17 protein-coding genes, 1 pseudogene and 1 riboswitch are annotated in these 19,723 nt (G+C 42.7%); of the genes and pseudogenes, 6 read left to right on the forward strand and 12 right to left on the reverse strand.

Features of this window, described 5'->3' with window-relative positions:
• Positions 1-460: 460 nt before the first annotated feature.
• Both Q0590_RS34430 and Q0590_RS34435 read right to left on the reverse strand, forming a co-directional pair.
• Positions 461-1,126, reverse strand: a complete 666-nt coding sequence (locus Q0590_RS34430) for an HAD family hydrolase (protein WP_302042221.1) — start codon at positions 1,124-1,126, stop codon at positions 461-463.
• A 111-nt stretch (positions 1,127-1,237) separates the two neighbouring features.
• Positions 1,238-1,753, reverse strand: a complete 516-nt coding sequence (locus tag Q0590_RS34435) for a hypothetical protein (RefSeq protein ID WP_302042222.1) — start codon at positions 1,751-1,753, stop codon at positions 1,238-1,240.
• Positions 1,754-2,427: 674 nt separating this feature from the next.
• On the opposite strand from Q0590_RS34435, the gene Q0590_RS34440 reads away from it, so the two are divergent.
• Both Q0590_RS34440 and Q0590_RS34445 read left to right on the forward strand, forming a co-directional pair.
• Positions 2,428-2,646 (forward strand): hypothetical protein, encoded by a 219-nt coding sequence (locus Q0590_RS34440; protein ID WP_302042223.1) that lies wholly within the window; start codon positions 2,428-2,430, stop codon positions 2,644-2,646.
• A gap of 229 nt (positions 2,647-2,875) precedes the next feature.
• Positions 2,876-4,408 (forward strand): GH3 family acyl-acid amido synthetase, encoded by a 1,533-nt coding sequence (locus Q0590_RS34445; RefSeq protein WP_302042224.1) that lies wholly within the window; start codon positions 2,876-2,878, stop codon positions 4,406-4,408.
• 60 nt (positions 4,409-4,468) lie between these two features.
• On the opposite strand, the gene Q0590_RS34450 is transcribed toward Q0590_RS34445, so the two are convergent.
• The 6 genes from Q0590_RS34450 to Q0590_RS34475 all read right to left on the reverse strand — a co-directional run bounded on the left by Q0590_RS34450 (position 4,469) and on the right by Q0590_RS34475 (position 11,740).
• Positions 4,469-5,305, reverse strand: coding sequence for an energy transducer TonB (locus tag Q0590_RS34450; RefSeq protein WP_302042225.1), 837 nt, complete (start codon positions 5,303-5,305; stop codon positions 4,469-4,471).
• 79 nt (positions 5,306-5,384) lie between these two features.
• Positions 5,385-6,851, reverse strand: coding sequence for a M56 family metallopeptidase (locus tag Q0590_RS34455; RefSeq protein WP_302042226.1), 1,467 nt, complete (start codon positions 6,849-6,851; stop codon positions 5,385-5,387).
• A gap of 2 nt (positions 6,852-6,853) precedes the next feature.
• The gene (locus Q0590_RS34460) at positions 6,854-8,566 is read right to left on the reverse strand and encodes a TonB family protein (protein WP_302042227.1); all 1,713 of its coding nucleotides are present in this window, start codon (positions 8,564-8,566) and stop codon (positions 6,854-6,856) included.
• A 13-nt stretch (positions 8,567-8,579) separates the two neighbouring features.
• Positions 8,580-10,268, reverse strand: a complete 1,689-nt coding sequence (locus Q0590_RS34465; RefSeq protein WP_302042228.1) for a TonB family protein — start codon at positions 10,266-10,268, stop codon at positions 8,580-8,582.
• Positions 10,269-10,307: 39 nt separating this feature from the next.
• Positions 10,308-10,697, reverse strand: coding sequence for a BlaI/MecI/CopY family transcriptional regulator (locus Q0590_RS34470; RefSeq protein WP_302042229.1), 390 nt, complete (start codon positions 10,695-10,697; stop codon positions 10,308-10,310).
• A gap of 116 nt (positions 10,698-10,813) precedes the next feature.
• Positions 10,814-11,740, reverse strand: a complete 927-nt coding sequence (locus Q0590_RS34475) for an alpha/beta fold hydrolase (protein ID WP_302042230.1) — start codon at positions 11,738-11,740, stop codon at positions 10,814-10,816.
• Positions 11,741-12,212: 472 nt separating this feature from the next.
• Between Q0590_RS34475 and tnpA the strand changes: the two are divergent.
• A pseudogene (tnpA, locus tag Q0590_RS34480) lies at positions 12,213-12,542 on the forward strand (IS200/IS605 family transposase); the annotation flags it as partial.
• A 250-nt stretch (positions 12,543-12,792) separates the two neighbouring features.
• Here the strand turns inward: tnpA and Q0590_RS34485 are convergent.
• Positions 12,793-14,121: a voltage-gated chloride channel family protein gene (locus Q0590_RS34485; RefSeq protein WP_302042231.1), complete on the reverse strand. Its 1,329-nt coding sequence runs from the start codon at positions 14,119-14,121 to the stop codon at positions 12,793-12,795.
• A gap of 44 nt (positions 14,122-14,165) precedes the next feature.
• A riboswitch (Fluoride riboswitch) is annotated at positions 14,166-14,233 on the reverse strand.
• A 314-nt stretch (positions 14,234-14,547) separates the two neighbouring features.
• Here Q0590_RS34485 and Q0590_RS34490 point away from each other — a divergent pair.
• Genes Q0590_RS34490 through Q0590_RS34500 form a run of 3 tightly spaced genes read left to right on the forward strand, consistent with a single transcriptional unit; the run spans position 14,548 to position 17,478 of the window.
• A complete protein-coding gene (locus Q0590_RS34490; protein WP_302042232.1) occupies positions 14,548-15,360 on the forward strand; it encodes an FkbM family methyltransferase in 813 nt (270 codons plus the stop codon).
• Positions 15,361-15,406: 46 nt separating this feature from the next.
• The gene (locus Q0590_RS34495) at positions 15,407-16,672 is read left to right on the forward strand and encodes a glycosyltransferase family 4 protein (protein WP_302042233.1); all 1,266 of its coding nucleotides are present in this window, start codon (positions 15,407-15,409) and stop codon (positions 16,670-16,672) included.
• Between the two features lie 41 nt (positions 16,673-16,713).
• Positions 16,714-17,478 (forward strand): glycosyltransferase family 2 protein, encoded by a 765-nt coding sequence (locus Q0590_RS34500; RefSeq protein WP_366970734.1) that lies wholly within the window; start codon positions 16,714-16,716, stop codon positions 17,476-17,478.
• A 283-nt stretch (positions 17,479-17,761) separates the two neighbouring features.
• Here the strand turns inward: Q0590_RS34500 and Q0590_RS34505 are convergent, their stop codons facing one another.
• The 3 genes from Q0590_RS34505 to Q0590_RS34515 all read right to left on the reverse strand — a co-directional run bounded on the left by Q0590_RS34505 (position 17,762) and on the right by Q0590_RS34515 (position 19,576).
• Complete coding sequence (locus Q0590_RS34505; protein ID WP_302042234.1) at positions 17,762-18,112, reverse strand: hypothetical protein; 351 nt, start codon at positions 18,110-18,112, stop codon at positions 17,762-17,764.
• A gap of 80 nt (positions 18,113-18,192) precedes the next feature.
• Entirely contained in the window at positions 18,193-18,708 is a 516-nt protein-coding gene (locus Q0590_RS34510) for an SgcJ/EcaC family oxidoreductase (protein ID WP_302042235.1), read from the reverse strand.
• Between the two features lie 484 nt (positions 18,709-19,192).
• Positions 19,193-19,576 (reverse strand): hypothetical protein, encoded by a 384-nt coding sequence (locus Q0590_RS34515; RefSeq protein ID WP_302042236.1) that lies wholly within the window; start codon positions 19,574-19,576, stop codon positions 19,193-19,195.
• Between the last annotated feature and the right edge of the window lie 147 nt (positions 19,577-19,723).

A 19,723-nucleotide genomic window follows, 5' to 3' on the forward strand; every position in this document is an offset into this window, starting at 1 on the left:
CAAAGCTAATTCATTTTGAGCCCTTTATGCTTTTACTAATCCATAGTTCACGTTACCTTAGGTTAATGCAGACGAAAACCAGGAAAAAAGGCCAGGGAATAGTTAACGAACTGTATCTAATGTAACTAATGTTACTTATGATACCTGGTATGTATAGTATGTAAGCAGTGAATAAGATAGGAGTAACACTAATCCCTGTGCCCAGCATTATTCCATCTGGACAGGGCAATTAATTGAAAAAGTTACACTAGCCAAAGGCCGCCATCTATAGAATGGGCATTAATGCAGATGTATTTGTTTTTGCGAAAGGTATAGTCAAGACCTTAATATGTGTGTTGCTAAATTATTCTATAGCTAAAACGGCGCATAAAAAAGATGTTAAAAATGCCTTGCACTTGCTGTATGAATTTCTGCTGCAACTGCCCGCCGACCACAACTTAGGGTATTCTAAGTAGCCTTATTATCTGGTTTTACTTTGATCCAGTTGCGCTATGAAAGAGCGTATATCTAATTCCTTATATCCATTTATGATAAGGTCTGCTTGCTGCAACTGATCTGGGCTGCGGGTAGTAGTAATGGCAATGCAAATCATATTCGCCTTTTTAGCCGCTTCTGCTCCGTTACGGGCATCTTCCAAAACGATGCAACTATCAGGTGGTACTCCGAGTTTCTTGGCAGCATTCAAAAAAACTTCTGGATCGGGTTTACCAGTATGTGTGTCGTCGGCTGTGATTATAGCATCGAAATAGTGTCCGATAGGAAATTTTTCTAAAATATATTCCAGTTTGCTTTTACTGGCACCTGTTGCCAAGGCTATCTTCAAAGGAATTTGCTGTATGGTCTGTAGTACATTTTCCACACCTGAGATTAACTTCAAACCCTGTTGCTCAACTAACTTTTTGAAATACGTCTCTTTATCTTTTAGAATTTTTTCAATGGCCTCCTCATCCCAGTTTAAGTGCTTCCTCACAATTTCCAACCCTTTAGCTCCCAGTACCTGTACATACTCTTTATAGGTAAATTCTACCCCTTGTTCCTGCATCATCTGGTGCCAGGCTTTGTATTCCAGCTCAGTAGTATCTACCACTGTTCCATCCATATCAAAAATAACGGCTTGTATAGGCATGGGTATATAAATAAAAATTCAGTTAAAAGGCTGTACAAAAAAAGTGATTCCTGCCCATAGCCGGGCAAAAATCACCTGTATAGAGAAATGAAAAACTAGATAAAAAACCGTTTATTGTTGCCCATCGCTACCGGCGGTAGTGCCTGAACCCGGTCCTGAATTAGTACCTTTTGTTGTGCTTTCAATACGCGATTTAGAACTATTATCTGATCCGGTGCTGGTGCCTTTGCCTGTACCAGAATCTACATTGCCGGTTTTCATATCGCCTGTATCCATATCCGTATTCGTACCTGTATTGCCTTCATTGCTTTCTGTCCCCATGCGGTCATCAACTCCGGAGCCGGAACCCACACTGGAAGTTCCTCCATCATCTATCGTACTGGTGGTATCGGATTCCAGTTTTGTATCTTGCTTTGTGCCTATACCATTCGGATTTTCATCTTTGGGATCTATACCACTATTTCCGGCATCCATCTCTTCTACTTCTGCATCGTTATTTGCGCCACTACCCATCCCATCGGTTCCGCCATTGCTACCGCAAGACATTAAAACGGTAGAAGCAGTAATACTTACCACTATTATTCCTTTACCTAAGTTGCGTTCTATATTTTTCCAAATCCGTTTCATACTTTTTGATTAATTAAGATTAACTATTGATCTATAAGTTTGTTAGCAAAACTTCCGGAATGGCCGTATAAGAGGCAGCTAGCACAGTCTCTGCATATATTAGGTAGATAAGCTACCCTTTTTATTTACTTTCCTCTCTCACCGGATTCTTTATAAGCTTGCTACAAATTCTTTGTACGGATAGTATCTCCCAGAAGATTAGGTTTGGTGAAACTTTTATATTGAATAAATTTATATTTTATGCAACAAGAATGATTCAAACAATTGTTTATAAAATTTGTTTAGAAAAATGAAATCATAGATGAAATGTAATGTAATGCTTTTTGCTAGGATATCCTGAGTCCAACTATATACTCCTGGAATGATAAATAATTAATTCATTAAGATGAGGTAGTCATTCCATGATTATAGCATTCATGCCTATAGATATATATGCCAGAAATTATTTTATAAAGGACTATTCATCTGTCGATTAAAAAAAATCCTAAGACACGAAGCTAAGAATGACAAACTAGTATCTCTTTGATACAATACGTAGAAATTCACTACTTATAGGTATTTATGCCTAGTAATCACGTAAAATACGCTTTTTTTGCCAATATTATCTAATTATTTGTAGTTTTAATCCTATTTTACGATATTTACGTATACAACTTCATCCAAACTATACAGCTATGACTATTAAAAATGATGTGAAAGTAGTGCTCACTCAAAACTCACTAAAAAGTTATCTGGCCTATATTGAGCAGATGCCAGATATTCAAGCTTCTGGTCAATCATTTGCTGAAGCAAACCAAAATCTGATGCAAAAAATTAGACGCCTGGAAAGGGAAATATACTCTACATTCAATATAACGGAGTATAAATACGAGAATGGGGCCTTTATGAGCTAAGTAAATTCCTTCTTACCTGCAATTGATAGGAATGGCTCCTTGAAAAAACAGGCTCAAATGGCCTGATTGTTCGTTGCCCTCAGTGGATTTATATATTGAAAGACACTCATTCAAAAGCTAGCTTCCGGCTTTTGCTGAAAACATTCATTCCTAGCCTATAGGTCCCAACTATCTTTTGCCTGCTACGTAAAAATGAAAGCTGATTAAATAGCAGATAAACATTTTTCCCGTGGCATTATTAGGCAAAATTATAAAAGGTGCAGTGCATCTGGGGTACAACCTGGTATCAGACGTAAACGATCCGGTGGCTGCCCAGCAAGATATATTAAAAGAGCTGCTTACAAAAGCGGCCAATACGGCTTTCGGTAAACAGTATGGTTTTTCCGGACTTCTGGAAAGTGAAAACCTCGTGCAGGCTTTTGCTAGACGCGTACCCATTCACGATTATTACGATATTTATAACCAGTGGTGGCAGCGGCAGCGGGCAAGTGAACCAGACGTTACCTGGCCCGGAACTACCGAGTATTTTGCCTTAAGTTCTGGTACTACTGGTGGCCCCAGTAAGCATATTCCGGTCTCTGAAGAAATGATTAAGGCTATCCGCACAACGGGTATCCGGCAGATTCTCTCGCTGGCTAATTTCGACTTACCCGCTGATATTTATGAAAAAGAAATTCTGATGCTGGGCAGTACTACCCAGCTGGTAGACAAAGGCGATTACCTGGAAGGGGAAATCAGCGGCATTAGTGCCAGCCGGATACCAGGCTGGTTTGAGTCGTATTACAAACCCGGAAAAGAAATTGCCAGTCTGAATGATTTTGATGCCCGTGTACAGGAAATAGTTTTACAGGCACCCAACTGGGATATTGGCGCTTTATCAGGTATTCCTTCCTGGATTCAGCTGATGCTGGAACGGGTAGTGGAACACCATAAATTAGAAACCATTCACGATATATGGCCTAACCTGAGTATTTATGCAACAGGGGGTATTGCCTACGAGCCGTATAGAAAAGGCTTTGAAAAGCTGCTTGCCCGGCCCATTATCTTTGTAGATACCTACCTGGCCTCTGAAGGATTTTTTGCCTTTCAGAGCCGCCCCGATACCCGTGCCATGGCTTTGGTGCTGAACAATGGAATCTACTTTGAGTTTATACCTTTTAATGAGCAGAACTTCGATGGAGAGGGAAAGCTGGTAGAAAACCCAACGGTGCTTACCATCGCCGATGTGGAAGAAGAGCAGGAATATGCCTTGCTCGTTAGTACGTGTGCTGGTGCCTGGCGATACATGATCGGCGACACGGTACGATTTACAGATAAAGCCAGAAGTGAAATCCTGATAACCGGGCGTATTAAACACTTCCTGAGCGTAACCGGTGAGCAGCTTTCGGTAGAAAACATGAACGATGCCTTTGCAGAGGTAGAAAAAGAGTTGGGCATTACCATACGGGAGTTTACCGTAACGGCTATTCCTTATGAACAGTATTTTGCCCACCGCTGGTATATTGGCACCGACGATCCGGTGGAAGCCTCTGTAGTGGAGGAAAAGCTGGATACGATCTTACAAAGCCTGAATAAGAATTACCGCCGTGCCCGCGAAAGGGGGTTAAAAAAGGTATATGTGGAGTTACTAAGCCCATCGGTTTTTTATCACTGGCAGGAAAGCAACAACAAGCTTGGCGGCCAGACCAAAACCCCCCGGGTAATGACCAAAGAGCAACTAGCCAACTGGGAGGAATTTATCAGCGGCAGTAAAGCGGTGTAGAAAATTTGAAAATAAACTATGTTTTAAAAACCTGTTAGGTTTCAAAAACCTAACAGGTTTTTAAAGTTTAAACACAATAGGAAGCGTAACTTGTACTGGAACAGGTACACCGGCAAGTTTACCCGGTTGCCAGCGGCCCATGGACTGGCAGGTTTGCAATACAGCTTCATCGCAGCCATAGCCCAGGCTTTCAACTACCCTAAACTGACCGGGCACACCCTCCGGGCTTACTACAAACTGCACCACTACTTTTCCTTCAATGCCTTTTTTGCGGGCTTCCGGTGGGTATTGCTGCTTTTTGCGTAAGAAGGCAAGCAACTTTTTATATCCACCTGGGTACTGGGGCTGTTGATCTGCTGGTGTGTAAATACTATTTTTTGCCAGTAGCTCTTTTTGCTCACAGTAGGCTGATTTTGCTATGGGTATATAGGTGAGCTGGTAGTAATATATATTTTTCTCATTTTTTACAAACAGTTTCAGCACCATCTGACTGCTATCGAGTTGCAGAATCTGGTAGGTATCACTGCCATGGGTAGTTTTGAGTATCAGTTCTTTCTCATCCGTGCGTAGTTGCCAGGTGCCGGTATAGTATTTTTGTGCACTTTGTGGCGTATGCTTGGTTTGTCCCTCTTCAAAGAGAAACGTGCCATCTTCGCGGAAAATACTCAGGTCATCTTTGTCGGTGTTGCCAAATTGTTTGGAGATGTTGTATACAAGTGTATCCCCGCTAAGCAGTTTATAGGCAATTACAGAAGACTCTTTCCAGACATAGGAAGCCAGTAGCTCTTCTGCGGATGATAGGGCAGGGGCAACAGGCAAAGCGGCTTGATATAACTTTTTACCGCAACTGCTAAGAGCAGAAAAAATACATAAGCTGAACAAGATATATCTGGGCATAAAGAAATAAGAGGTGAAAGCTACCAACCAGTATCTGAAACCTGTGAGGTTTCCAAAACCTCACAGGTTTGATAGTGGGTTAATCCAGTTTAAAATTAATAGGAATTGCCATTAGTACATTTACAGGTTCGCCTTTCTGGAGTCCTGGTTTCCAGGATGGCATGGCTTTTAGTACACGTATTGCTTCTTCATCACACCCATTGCCAATCCCTTTCAGCACCTGTACATCGCTGATGCTGCCGTTTGTGTTCACCACAAATTGTAGAAATACTTTTCCTTCAATGCCTTTTTTACGGGCCTCTTCCGGATAGCGGATATTCTCGCCCAGGTACCGCATGAGTTCTCCAAACCCACCTGTTGGCTCAGGCTGATGTTCTACTACCCGGTAAATTTTTTCGTCTGCAGGGATGGGTGGCGGTGGGGGGGCTAAGGGCTCTTGTTCCAAGCCTGATTTAATAGAATTGCTTATAGCCTGCGCTATTTCCTTTTCTATGTTTAGTTTGTCTGAGGCATTATGTACATTTTCTACTACCACTTTCACAGTCCTGGAGGAGCCTGGAATTTGTTCTGTGATAATAGATCCAATCCAGATATCAGGATACTTTTGTTTATACTTATTCAATACATCCTCATAGTTAGTTATGGAGGTGCTTGTGTTACTTTCTGGACTCAGTTCTTCACTCGTCGTATCACAAGAATAGATCAGCGTCAATACGGCAATAAGCGGCAGGCTTAAGGCAATCTTCCAGAGCGAAGGTTTGGCCTGCGAAAGTTTGTGTAGCATCATAATTCGGTTTGTGGTTTTAAGTTGACTAAAAGGATTAATTAAGGTGAGCGTAGAGGTTTCAACTACCTGCGCCACCATTAATTGGATATAGCTGTCGCGGTTGTGCTCTTTCACTACGGCCGCATCGGCCAGGTACTCGTGCGTTTGTTGCAGGCCTTTTTTAAACAGATAAACAGCCGGATGAAACCAGAAGAAAGCTTTAACTACTTCCAGAAAGAGAATGTCCAGTGAATGCCATTGCCGGATATGGGTAAGTTCATGTTGCAGGATTTGCTCCTGTTGTTCCTCAGAAAGCGGCTGGCTGTTATCCCAGAACAGGAGCCGGAAAAACGAAAAGGTAGGCAGTTTTCCATCCGTTAATATCAGCTGGTATGCGCCGGTTTTCCGGGCAGGGCTGGTACGGGAAAAATAAAGGAGTTTGCCTATTTGCCAGAGGGTCCGCAGCAGCAGACTTATGCCTATACACACATAGGCGTATAGGGCATACTTCTCTGCCGGAAAAGGATCTGTTTTAGCTGTGCCAGTAGCCGTTACTTCCTGCAGCAAAAACATAGGGGAAGCAAACACTACTTTTTCTGCCAAAGGAATATGTAAGGCCGGAATTAGTAAGGAAAGCAGTACGGCCGTCAGGATAAAAAACCGGTTGGTTTGTAGCAAGGGTTCTTTATACAACAGCAGCCGGAAAAACAGGTACAATACAGCCAGGCAAGTACTCGACTCCAGCAAATAGGTGAACAGAGGGTGATGGATATCGTGCATAGTTATCCCAGTTTAAAAGTTACTGGCAGCACCACACGGCTTTCTTTAGCCCGGCCATTTTCCATGGCAGGTTTCCACAGCAGGCCCGATTCCTGGATTACCCGGACTACCTCTGCATCCAGGGCAGGAAATACACCTTCTTCTATGCCAATATTGGCCAGCGTACCATCCGTCCGCACCATAAAGCCTACCACTACCTGCCCCTCGATCTGGGCGCTTCTGGCTTCCTGCGGGTATTTTAGGTTTTGCATCATGTATTTGTAGATAGCCTCCATTCCTTCCTGCGGCATAGGCTCACCGATAGCAGGCTTCTGAGAAAGTTCTCTGACTTCGGCAAGGGCAGAGTAGGTGGCAGAAGGTTTGCCCAACACTACAGGTATAACTATTCTGTTAGCTACCGGAGCATCGTTTACTTTGCCGGGATTCCATTTCGGGCTGTTTTTGATAGCCGCTACCGCCAATAAATCATATTCCTCATTTATTCCAGCCAGCACCTTCGGATCGCGTATATTTCCGGATGCATCTACAATGGCTTGCACATGAATTGTTCCACTCACACTACTGGCCGCCTTAGCCCGGATGGCTTGCTGAATTTCTTTTTGAAATGCCTCCATTCCATTAACCGGGGTAGGCGCTTGATCTATACGCTGATAAAGTACTTCTTCCGGTTTATGTAAGGGTACCGGCAAGTTATACTTGTTGAATACCTCATTTGCATCTTTCACTACTGGTGGCCCTCCGTACCCCGCCACTACTACTTCCCCCATGCGGTATAGTTGTGCAGCAGTTGCCTGGGTCACGTCAGAAGGAAGTACCTCACTCGTACGGCAGGAATAAACAAAGAACAAAACAGTAAGCAAGGGCAGGCTCAGGGCAAGCTTCCAGAGAGCTGGTTTCGTTGACTTATTCAGGTGGATCATGGCTAATCGTTTGTTTATCAGAGAACGGTTAAAAGATTGAGTAAACGTAAAGGTCATTTTCCGGAAAAGCTGTTCTACCATTATCTGGCTATACTGCCGGGCATCGTGATGGCTGGTTACACAGGCATCGGCCAGGTATTCGTGCACTTCTTCCTGCGATTGGCGGAACCAGTACACCACCGGATTGAACCAGCAAACCACTTTCAATACCTCCAGCAACAGGGCGTCGGCTGAATGCCATTGCCGGATATGTGCCAGTTCATGTTGAAGGATAAGGGCTTGTTGTGCTTCTGACAGCGGCTGGCTGTTATCCCAGAACAGGAGCCGGAAAAACGAAAAGGTGGGTAACTTGCCTTGCGTATGTACCAGGGTGTAATGCCTGTAGCGTTCTGCTGAATAGGTATAGCGGAAGTGCAGCAATCTACCTATCTGCCACAGCAAACGGGCCCCTACAGCCATACAGATGCTTATATATCCCAGCCAGATAGTGTATAGCCAAGACCAAGAAATTTCCCTTTCTGCTGCCATTGTTGGTTCTACAGGCGTAACCGGGGATTCCTCAGCAGCAAAGATGGTTAAAGCAGGTAAGCCAGGTGGCTTTGGAAGATACTCTGTTTGGGGAGATACAGGAATATCTATCAGGGGTAAAACCAGAGATAGTAAGACAGCTCCACTAATATAAATTCTATTCCATGCAAAGGATGTTTCCCTCCGCAAAACCAAGTAGTAGAACAAGTAAAAAACTATCAGACAACTGTTGACTTCCAGCAGGTATGTAAGCAGATGTGTAGGCATATAGCAAATGCATTTAGTCAGCAAGGTAAAAACCAAAGGAGATCAGTACTTTTGAAGCCTGTGCTTTGCCATTCTTCATGGCCGGTTTCCAGGGTGCATTGGCTGCCTGGGCTGTCCGCAAGGCTTCTCTATCCAATGCCGGATGAATGGGCTGTAGCACCTCAAAACCGCTAGCTTTGCCATCGGCTTGCACCGTAAATCCCACTACTACAGTACCTTCTATAAACTGTGTTTTTGCTTCTTCCGGGTAAGGAAAAGTAAACTTGTGTATCAAATTTGTAACTCCCTCTACCGGCACTGGGCCACCTTTTTCAGCAGAACTTCTTACTGCATTCCGCTCTTGGAAAACGGCATCCACCAATCCGGAGAACCTTGCTCTCTGGCCAAAAACCACGGCCTCCATCATACTGGCTTCCACTGGTTTGCCGTTCTTTTTGGCGGGCACCCATCTGGGGCCATTAGCTATTACCCGGATGGCTTCCTCATCAAATCCCGGCCCTAAACCCATCCCTGGAGCTACCTTAGGGTTCCGGACATTGCCCTCTGTATCTACCGTAAATTGCACAAACACTTTTTTAACTATACCGGCAGGCTTAATCTGTATGGGTTCCCGCAAGTTGTTCTGAATATAGGTATGATAAGGATTAAAGCCTCCAACCGGATAGGCAAACTCATCTACCTCTGGTTTGGGATAGTGGCCAAAAAGATATTCCCCTTCTTTAAACCGGTTGCTTGCCTCTACCTTGCCATGTGCCGAAAGCCAGTAGGTATTTTCCGGGGCCAGTTTGTCTATCCTGACGGGTTCAGTTGCTTCTTTCGGCTGGCAGGCTTGTACATACAGGATTGCGGCTACCAGTACCACACTTAAACCCATTTTCCAGAAAGCCAGAGATGGTTTTTGTGTAGCTTTGATACTAACTATCCGCTTATGTACCAAAGAGCCATTAAAAGAGTGAAGTATGAGAATACGATGCCTGATTAATGCCTGCTCTACCAGCAGGCGTATATATTGTTGCGCATTTTCCGGTTTTACTACCCCTTTATCTGCCAGGCATTCATGTACTTCCTGTAAAGATTTCTCGAAGAAATAAATGGCCGGGTTAAACCAGAAAACAACTTTCAGAAGTTGCAGAAAAAGCATATCCCGGGAATGATGTTGAGCTATATGAACCAATTCATGCTCAATCATCAGTTCTTTTTCCTCTGGTTTTACTACCTGAGAATTATCCCAGAAGAGCCACCCAAAAAAAGAGGAAGTAGGTAGTTTGCCCTCTGTACAGATAAGGGTGTAATGCTTATATACCTGCCGCTTTCCGCTTACCCGTAAATAATATAAACACACAATCTGGTACAACAGCCGCATACCTACAAGTAAACTAATAGCTATGTAGCCATAAAACATTAGTTGCCATAAGGAGAGACTAGCTACAGGAACTGCAACTGCCGGTTCAACAGCAGCAGGGGTAACTTCAGGAACCGCTACCATAGTAGGCATAGCTGCTTGTTGTGGCAGATAAACAATAGATTTCTCCACTGGCACTTCCATAAAGGGCGCTACCACAGACAAAGCAAGCACGGCCACCATATAGAATCTGTTGAACCGGAAAGCAGGCTCTTTCTTAAGGAATACCTGGTAAAACAGGTAGCATATACCCTGGCAGATACTAGCTTCCACTAAGTACATCATCAGGTCTGTGGTCATAGCGGTAAATGTTAAAAGTTTGAACAGATGCAGGTTAATCTATGATTTATCTTTGTCATCTTCGTTGTCTTTAGGTTCCTGCTGTACGTGTTTGAGGAGTTCTTCTAATTCCTTCACGTCCATGTCGTTTTCTTTGGCAAAGAAGGAAACCAGGCTGCTGAAGGAGCCTCCAAAGTAGTTGCTCAGGAAGTTCCTAAAAAAGAAAGAGGTGTAGGTTTTCTTATCGACTAAAGGGTAATACTCATGCGTTTTCCCATACGCCCGGTACCCCACAAATCCTTTCTTCTCCAGGATGCGGACGATGGTAGAAACCGTGTTATAGGCAGGTTTGGGCTCATCCATCTGGTTCAGGATGTCGTTTACCACGCCTTTGCCCAGTTTCCACAAAATCTGCATTACCTGTTCTTCGGCTTTTGTTAGTTCTTTCATATCAAATAAAGTCGTTAATCTGTGGTATTTACTCTTATCAGAAGGCCAAGTTACCGGCGGGTAATAGCATTGTTTTGCTTTTCAAGCGGTGATAGTGGCGCATCTTTACTTTTCTATTAATTACGTTTTTCTTTATTAGCCGCTCTTTCTTGTTCATAATCCATTAAAACAATCCGGATACTGGCCATAACAAGTTCCGGATCATCCCGGTGGACGAAGTGGCCGGCCGATGCATGGTAAAAAAATCTTCCCTTCGGGATGGTATTCACCAAATTAATCCACCGGGCCATTCGATACTTCATCTTCGTATGAAACAGAGCTTCATCTGTAGCGGTTGCCTTAGGAGCCGGGAAATAGCCGCCACTGACGACCATCGCCACCGGAATATTTGGTAAAGGCGTACTTCGCATTTCTGTAAAATCAGCCTTCCGCAGATCAAAGAGGATTTTGTACTCCTCCTGTATGGATAGAGGAGCCTCCCGTATAGGAACATAGGCTTCCTGCCTTCTTTTGGTAACCATTGAATCAATTTTAGCCTGGCTGTAGCCCAATGCTTCAAATTGCAGCCCCCAATCTGTGTTAGTTTCTGTGAAGTCGGCAGGGTCGATAATTACTAAGCCTGCCAATTCTGTGGGGTAATAGAGGGCAAACCCTCTTACATATGCCCCGCCTAAGGAGTGCCCTACCAACAGGTAAGGCGGTTCCAGCTTCAGGGTTTGCAGAATCCTGCGGAGTTTATCTGCTACATTTTTCGTAGTAGGCATTTCCTGATCTGCTTCCGACTGGCCAATGCCAGGACGGTCGTAAGCGACTACAGGAGCCAGGGAAGCCGCCTGGTCTAAAATAGTATCCCAATTATCTACAGGTGTTCCTAAGCCGCTTTCAAACACAATAACCGGTTGGCCGGCTTTCCTTTTTTCGAGCCCTTTGGTAATGGTGAATATCTTTGCTCCGTCAAGGGAGATAAACCTGGATTGCCCAATAGCTTTCAGGGTGAGTAAGCAGCAGTAAAAAGAAATGAACAATATAATTTTTTGGGCCATAAATTTACACTACTAGTATTTGTACTTGCCATTCATATACAGCCGGGAACTATCCTGCTGATTCGCCTGAATCAATAATGCTATATTAAAACTAAATTTTTAGTTATGCAACTATTTTATTAGTTTAGTTTAAAAGTACGTTGGTGTAAAACCATGCAATTTATTGCAAGACTTTAGTTGCTACCCAATTCTATTAACGTTTAGTAGTAAATTGTAAACTATGAGCCGAAATAGATATAGTAGCCATAGTGTACATCATTTACAAGTACATTTAGTATGGATAACTAAATACAGATAAGTACTGGAACGGATTTAGTTTAAAGTATCGCCGGTATGAATGGCAAAATAAAATGCTCAAATATGCTTACTAAGTAAAATATTATTAAAATTTAGTTGGCCTCATTTAAATCAGAGTAGTTTAAACTAATTATGTTCTACTACTTACCAAGTATTAAAAGGGGATGTGTAAGTTCGATGTCGGGACCTGCTGCGGCAGATTTGCGACTCATTAGATATACAAATCTTAAAAGGGGTAGTCAGTAAAGACCACATCCACTTACACATTAGTTATCCACCTAAGTTATCAGTCAGTGATATAGTTAAGCGACTAAAAGGCAGAAGTTCAAGAATATTATTAGATGAATTTGCCGAGTTAAAGAAGCGCTACTGGGGTTCTCACCTGTGGGCTGTTGGATATGGAGCCTGGAGTGTGGGAAATATTACCGATGAAATGCTCCAAGAGTACTTGGAGCATCACAAACAACACCCTAACGACAACACAGACAATTTCATCTTAGAATAATTTTTAATGAACTTTAGTTTATCTTTTTCAATCGGCTTGAGCCGAAACTGCGAATTTTATTCGCTTTCAAAACCTATGCACTTTTAGTGCATAGTCGTTTAGTTAATAAATTCCCAGTAAGGATAACCTGTTACTAACAGCAGAATCAGAAGTTGGGCGAAAAAATTGGAATTACAGACAGAGTTTGTCGGGGCAGGCGTATATTAATGTAAGTACAGCAGTAGTAACGTGTATTATATAGTTAGTATAGTCAGATATCTTTCTTCCGTAAACCAGGCAAAGCACCAATTTTTTGCCCTTCTTCTTTGCTTAACCGCATATGCTTGCTGCTGCCAATAACCTGAGAATGATAAATTCCAGAGTGGCCCGAAATTAAATAGCTTACCACACAGGCAATACCAGCAAACATGCCTACTTCCATTCCAAAAAGCTCCATAGCCATAATCGTGGTAGCTATGGGTGTATTGGCAGCTCCGGCAAATACAGCTACAAAGCCCATTCCGGCAAGTAAACCTACGGGCAAAGGAATAATAGCAGACAAGGCATTGCCTAAGGTGGCTCCTATAAAAAACAAGGGAGTTACCTCGCCTCCTTTGAAGCCGGCTCCCAAGGTAACAGCTGTAAATACTATTTTTAGGGCAAAGTCATAGGGAGGAAGAGACGTATGGAAAGAATCTACAATGGTAGGAATACCCAGGCCAACATATTTAGTGGTGCCTGCGGTCCAAACAGCCAAAGCTACAAGGATACCGCCCACTACCGGGCGGAGGGGAGGGTAAGATATATACCTTTTGAAGATACTGGCAAAAAAATGCGTAGACCTGGCAAATACAAAAGCAGCTATACCAAAACACAGGCCGGCTCCTACAGCATATCCTATATGCCATACATTCATGGAAGGAATTTCGCCAATCAGGTAATGGGTATGTTCCAGACCCCAGGCATTGGCTATTGTTTCAGCCATGATAGCAGCTACAAAACTTGGAAAAATGGCATGGTAGCGGATTCTACCCAGAAAGAAAACTTCTAACCCAAAAATAGCACCTGCCAGCGGCGTACCAAATACCGAGGCAAACCCGGCACTAATACCTGCAATCAGCAAGGTTTTGCGGTCTTCGTCCGACAGCCGGAATAGTCTGGTGAACTGGTCGGCAATGGAGCCACCCATTTGAACGGCGGTGCCTTCCCGTCCGGCCGAACCTCCAAAAAAATGCGTAGCAACCGTTCCGATCAGTACTAAGGGGGCCATCTTAAAGGGTACTATATGGGTAGGCTGGTGAATTTGCTCAATCAGCAGATTGTTGCCGGCTTCTACCTCTTTGCCAAAATAATAATAGAGTGCGCCTACCAGGAAACCGCCTGCCGGAAGTAAGGCAATAATCCAGGGATGGGCTTCCCGCCAGTTTGTAGCCCAAGCCAGCGAAACTAGAAATAGTTCAGAAGCCGTACCTACCAAGGCACCTACTAGGGTACAAATAATCAGCCACTTGCTCATGTATAGGAGGATGGCTACTTGTTCTTGTGCAGAAAGTTTACGGTAAAGGGAAGTATATCTGGATGAAAATTTTTTTGGTGACATGAATTTTAGACTGAATAAATACCTGTACAAAACATATGTTTGCTGTTGAGCCAGGAGTTATCAGCCTGTTTGCTACAGGCGGTTCAAGGCGAACCCCATCGCCAGATATGCGGCAAAGGTAAACGATAATCTACTAAAGGTCAATATACGTACCTGTGCAAATTTGAAAATGTGCTGATGTGCTACTAAATAGTTGATTCATAATTTGTTATACCTAGCAAAAGCTATACATTAGTTGGTGCAGGTGCTTATTGTTAGCTAAATGTAGCGTTGCTGTTAAACAGAAACTCCTAATTAGTTAGTTGCCTTACTTTCTGAGAAGATAGGGCATAAAGCGGAAAACATACGTAAATCCTGCAAAAACTGATACCTTTGCAAGCACCCTTGCAAGCACTATCTTGCTGAGGTTGTGTATACCTAACCGGAATGAAGTTATTTTTCAAAATCCTATTCAAAGAGTTTTACCATCTTTTCCTTACCCAAAGTAGCCGGGAGTTCCTGCGACTGGCCGCCCTGTATGGCGATACGCCCAGGTATCAACCTCGAAATGTAGAGTTTATGGGGCAGCAGCTACAAGTGCCAGATTGCTTCTCATTTTTGTGGCAGTTTAAAGAAATATTTGTAGATGAAGCCTATAAGTTTAACTCAATATCCTCTGTACCAACCATATTGGATTGTGGAGCCAACGTAGGCACCAGTGTTTTGTATTTTAAAAGACTCTTTCCAACAGCCCGTATCATAGCTTTTGAAGCCGATCCTCAGATTGCCCGTATCCTTATCAATAATCTGCAAGTTAATCGTATTGAGCAGGTAGAGGTAATAAGCAAAGCCGTATGGATAGATAATGCCGGTATAGAAATTAGTCCGGAAGGGGCAGATGGGGCTTCGGTATATGGCAAAGGGCAAAAAATACAGATTCCGTCGGTACGCTTAAAGGAGTATCTGCAGCACGAACCTGTTATAGATATGTTGAAAATAGATATTGAGGGAGCAGAAACAGCGGTGTTACACGATTGCCAGGATGTGTTGGGCCATGTACAGCACTTGTTTATAGAATACCACGCCTACCTGGATCAACCACAGGAATTAGCTGATATTTTATCCATTTTACAGAAAAACGGATTCCGCTACTTTATCCGCGACGACCAGGACCGGAAAAGTCCTTTTGTACTGCGGAAATATAAAAATGATACTGGCATGGATCTTCAGCTCAATATATTCGCTTACCGGAATGTATAGTGCTCGGGCCATTTCTTTACCTATACCATATGTTCTTTTTTACTACATGAAGATTGCCTTGGTGAATACATTCCATTTTAGCGGAGGGGCGGCTGTAGCCTGCCACCGGCTAATGTACGCCTTGCAAAAAAATGGGGTAGAGGCCAGTATGCTGGTACAGGAGCTAAACTTTCCGGATAAAAATGTGGTAGAAGCGCAACCGGGATACATAGGCCGGAAAAAAGCCCTGTTACGTTTTGCCGCAGATCGCTTTTATTTTCTGTTGCATGAGAAAAATAAGGAAGTCCGTTTTGCTTTTTCACCTGCTAACATAGGTACGGATATTAGCCGGCACCCCATGATTCAGCAGGCCGATGTTATTCATTTACATTGGATCAACTTTGGTTTTCTGTCTTTGCAATCCCTAAAAAAACTTATCGGGCTAAATAAACCCATCGTCTGGACCTTACATGACATGTGGGCTTTTACTGGAGGCTGTCACTATAGCGGTACCTGCACCCATTATCAAACGCATTGCCATACCTGTCCTTTTCTTAAAAGTCCTCATCCAAGGGATTTATCATATAGCGTATTTGAACAGAAACTGGCTTTGCTCCATAAGGCCAATATTACCTTTGTTACCTGTAGCCAGTGGCTGGGAAGCCTAGCCGGAAAAAGCACCTTACTGCAACATTTTCCCATACACGCCATTCCCAATCCAATTGATACAACCGTTTACACACCCATAAGTAAGCAGCAGGCCAGAGAAGCACTACAGTTACCTTCCGGTAAAAAGCTGATTCTGTTTGGTGCATTTAAAATTGCCGATCCGCGAAAAGGCTTTATTTATTTGGAAGAAGCTTTGCATGTGCTAAAACAAGCCTATCCTGCTCGAACAGATGATATTGGTTTGCTATTGTTTGGGAAAACAGATCCGGAATTACTGAAAAAGGATCTGGCTTATCCGCAGTATCACCTGGGCAAATTATCTTCTACAGAAAAGCTGGTGCAGGTATATAATGCAGCCGATGTATTTGTGCTCCCTTCCCTGGAAGACAACTTACCTAATACGGTTATGGAATCCATGGCTTGTGGTACACCAACGGTTGCTTTCCATACCGGAGGCGTACCCGAAATGATTTCGCACGGGCAGAACGGCTACCTGGCCAGCTATCAGTCGGCAGCAGATCTGGCGCAGGGAATTTACCAGATATTGTTTTCAGCAGATCCAAATGAGCTAAGTAAACAAGCCAGGCAACAGGTGCTAACCAATTTTAATGAAACGCTGGTAGCCCAAAAGTATTCGCAACTCTATACTCAGTTACTTTCTTAATCAAACTTTTTGTTAATTTGTAGGCACTATTTTTCATTTCATTGCAAGCACCCATCATTTCCATTATTACGGTTACCTACAATGCAGCCAAGGTGCTGGAATCCACTATTCAAAGTATTATTAAGCAGACTTTTACCCATTACGAATACATTATTATAGATGGGGGCTCTACCGATGGCACAGTAGATATCATCAGAAAGTATGCAAACCATATTTCATACTGGGTCAGTGAGCCGGACAAAGGTTTGTATGATGCCATGAATAAAGGTATGCAAGCCGCACGCGGCGAATACATCTGGTTTATGAATGCCGGCGATGAAATTTATGACCAACACACATTGGCACACCTATTCGCCTCAGCACAACAGGACGCAGATATATACTATGGCGATGCCTTGTTTTTTACCCAGGCTGGCGAAGTCACCGGATTACGCAGCGAAGTTACGCCTCATAAATTACCCAATACCCTTACTTGGAAATCCTTGCAACATGGGATGGTGGTTTGCCATCAGTCATTTATTGCCCGCAAAACCATTGCTCCGCTCTATGATCTGAGCCACCCCTATTGTGCCGATGTAGACTGGGAAATAAAATGCCTGAAACAGGCAAAAGAAGTGGTGCATACCGGCTTGATTCTTTCCCGCTACCTGACCGGGGGGTTTTCTAAAAAAAATCTGTATAAATCACTCCTAGACCGCTTTGCTGTGTTAAAAAGTCATTATGGCATCCTTACTACGATTCAAAGCCATGTCTGGATTACCTTGCGGGGAGCTTTGTTCGTGCTGAAGCGTAAAGGAGGGTATTGAGTAATGCGGAAAATCTAATGAATTTAACATTTTGGCCATCTAGCCATTATTCTTGGGCTGGGCAATTTGGCAACGCGGATAGGTGCAAGGTCTGCTGTTTTACCGGTCATGCTTCTCTTTTGAGCTGTAATGTTTGCTGAAATCAAAAAGAATAACCAACCTATACATTGCATTCTCGGGTTTGGTTTTGCTTGCACACAAGCAGACAAGGGCTACGTGATGCCGTGAATGCTAGCCAAGCCTATGCGCATAAGTAAAGGCTTTTTTCTTGTACCCCCTATTTTTACCCTGGCACGGAAGGCACTTCGATCAGGAAATCACCGGTTCCCTGGCTAAAGTTGATACTAAACAGAATTGTACGTTCTTTGACTGAGTTTGAACTGACCAACGTAAAATCATATACATTCAGATATTCCCTCATTTCCTCATATAAAGCCCCGATTTTTCGTTCTTCAATTTCAATAAGTAAACTCAATGAAAGGTCAGAAAACATGTTGAAGTCAGTAATAGAACCATGACGGTTGATAATAGCAGAAATTTCGCTGATTGCTTGATTTCGTGTTTTACCACAGATGCCCGTCCAATAAATTCTATTCATCTGATTTTCTTTTCTGGTTTGTCTCTGGTGATTCAACTACCGATGCATACCCCTTTCTGTTAGGTGGAGTCCTGCGTTGAGGTTAAGCAGGAAAATCAACTTAGCGGATTCTAGGCTTACTCGACTTCAGGTACAGGTATACCCGGCTTTACATCAACATTATGATAGGTGACAATTTTCCATCCGTTTGACTCTTTAATCATCACTTGCATAAGTCTAGTATATAGTCGCCCCTTTGCATCAAGTTTTGTACCTGGGGGAGGACCTCCTTTAGAAAATCCGGAAATCCAGGTAAGGGTTTCCACAATAGCCATATTAGGCCCTAAGAAACGTAGAGAAACAAGCTTCTGATTGAGTAGGGTTTTATTAAATACCCCTTTGAAGATTTGCTCATGTCGTTCAAGAAAGTGTTTATGGCCAATAAAGAACATCCCTACAATATTTGTAAAGCTGCCATCGGTTGCAAAATGCTGTGAGTAGGTGTGTGCATCACCTTTATTCCAGGAAGTTACCTCTTGGTCAAGGATAGCTTGTATAGCCATTGTGTCTGACCGCGTTTGTGCTTGTAAGGTCATTATGGTGCTTGCCAAAGCAAACACCATGATAAGGTTTTTAATAGAGATCATCTTCATGAACACCTTCTTTAAGTTTATCTGAGTTTATGTATATTTTTACTTTTTAGGGTTTATAATGAATGCCCAATAATTCCCGCATACCGTGCTTCTATGTCTTTGGATTAATGATTTGTTAAATTAAATGAGTTGGCACGGATGCTCATTATGGTTCCTTTTTCACCTACCAAAGTTGTGTCTTTTGTAGGACTAAAAGAAAAAAGTTGTGAGGAATGTATTTGCAGATTGTGCCGTAATTCTGTCTTATTCTCTTTTTCTTGACAAGAGAGAAAAAAATGTAGAATCATTAAAGAAAGTAAGCATATTCTCATAGTTTGAACATTTATATAATCTCATTCTCTATTTTTTGTCTTAGATGCGCACAATGGATCATGGCTTCCGGTAAACTAAGCTTTTTGTGCTGAAGCCTTGCGCTAAGGAAAAGCTGGTTAGCGGTCGAAGCTCATGTCCTGTGAAGTATTTTTTCACTCATTCCTATTCTTTATCACATTCTTTCCAAGGTGTAGGAAAGTAATACATTAGGACTGGCTTTTCTAAGCAAATTAAATTTATCATCTGAATAATAAGTTGTTCGATATTCTACGCCGTCCAAATATACACGAGAACCTTTAAACATGTATTTCCCTTTCTTGCGATCATTTCCTAATACAAACTGTCCATTATTAAATGTAGCTTGTGTATCTTCTTCCTGAATCAATTCTGTTTTACGGTCTAGAGAATCTAATTCATCAAAAGCATTGTTATCAATAGCAGGAAGATTATGCTTTATTTTCCATTTACCTGTTATTATTTCTGCTGTTGTTTTTTTTTGAGCTAAAGAAATCATCGGAAATATGACAAAGCAAAATACTATTAAGATTGGTCTCATCTATCAAACTAATTATTAATTTTAAGGGCACAGAATGGAACATGGCCACCTGCACACCGTGTGCATCTGCTTTGGTATTGCGTTAACTGCACCGGTTGTCAGCCGTGGCTGGTGTTAGGCACATGTCTTTTGTTCTCACTATCTATG

The sequence above is a fragment of the Rhodocytophaga aerolata genome, assembly GCF_030503435.1.
In the GTDB taxonomy this organism is placed as follows: domain Bacteria; phylum Bacteroidota; class Bacteroidia; order Cytophagales; family 172606-1; genus Rhodocytophaga; species Rhodocytophaga aerolata.

Coding starts and splice junctions, on each gene's coding strand:
- Q0590_RS34485 (WP_302042231.1), bottom strand. CDS start 14,121: ATGTCACCAAAAAAATTTTCATCCAGATATACTTCCCTTTACCGTAAA.
- Q0590_RS34430 (WP_302042221.1), bottom strand. CDS start 1,126: ATGCCTATACAAGCCGTTATTTTTGATATGGATGGAACAGTGGTAGAT.
- Q0590_RS34455 (WP_302042226.1), bottom strand. CDS start 6,851: ATGCACGATATCCATCACCCTCTGTTCACCTATTTGCTGGAGTCGAGT.
- Q0590_RS34515 (WP_302042236.1), bottom strand. CDS start 19,576: ATGAGACCAATCTTAATAGTATTTTGCTTTGTCATATTTCCGATGATT.
- Q0590_RS34435 (WP_302042222.1), bottom strand. CDS start 1,753: ATGAAACGGATTTGGAAAAATATAGAACGCAACTTAGGTAAAGGAATA.
- Q0590_RS34470 (WP_302042229.1), bottom strand. CDS start 10,697: ATGAAAGAACTAACAAAAGCCGAAGAACAGGTAATGCAGATTTTGTGG.
- Q0590_RS34475 (WP_302042230.1), bottom strand. CDS start 11,740: ATGGCCCAAAAAATTATATTGTTCATTTCTTTTTACTGCTGCTTACTC.
- Q0590_RS34510 (WP_302042235.1), bottom strand. CDS start 18,708: ATGAAGATGATCTCTATTAAAAACCTTATCATGGTGTTTGCTTTGGCA.
- Q0590_RS34450 (WP_302042225.1), bottom strand. CDS start 5,305: ATGCCCAGATATATCTTGTTCAGCTTATGTATTTTTTCTGCTCTTAGC.
- Q0590_RS34440 (WP_302042223.1), top strand. CDS start 2,428: ATGACTATTAAAAATGATGTGAAAGTAGTGCTCACTCAAAACTCACTA.
- Q0590_RS34495 (WP_302042233.1), top strand. CDS start 15,407: ATGAAGATTGCCTTGGTGAATACATTCCATTTTAGCGGAGGGGCGGCT.
- Q0590_RS34490 (WP_302042232.1), top strand. CDS start 14,548: ATGAAGTTATTTTTCAAAATCCTATTCAAAGAGTTTTACCATCTTTTC.
- Q0590_RS34465 (WP_302042228.1), bottom strand. CDS start 10,268: ATGACCACAGACCTGATGATGTACTTAGTGGAAGCTAGTATCTGCCAG.
- Q0590_RS34460 (WP_302042227.1), bottom strand. CDS start 8,566: ATGCCTACACATCTGCTTACATACCTGCTGGAAGTCAACAGTTGTCTG.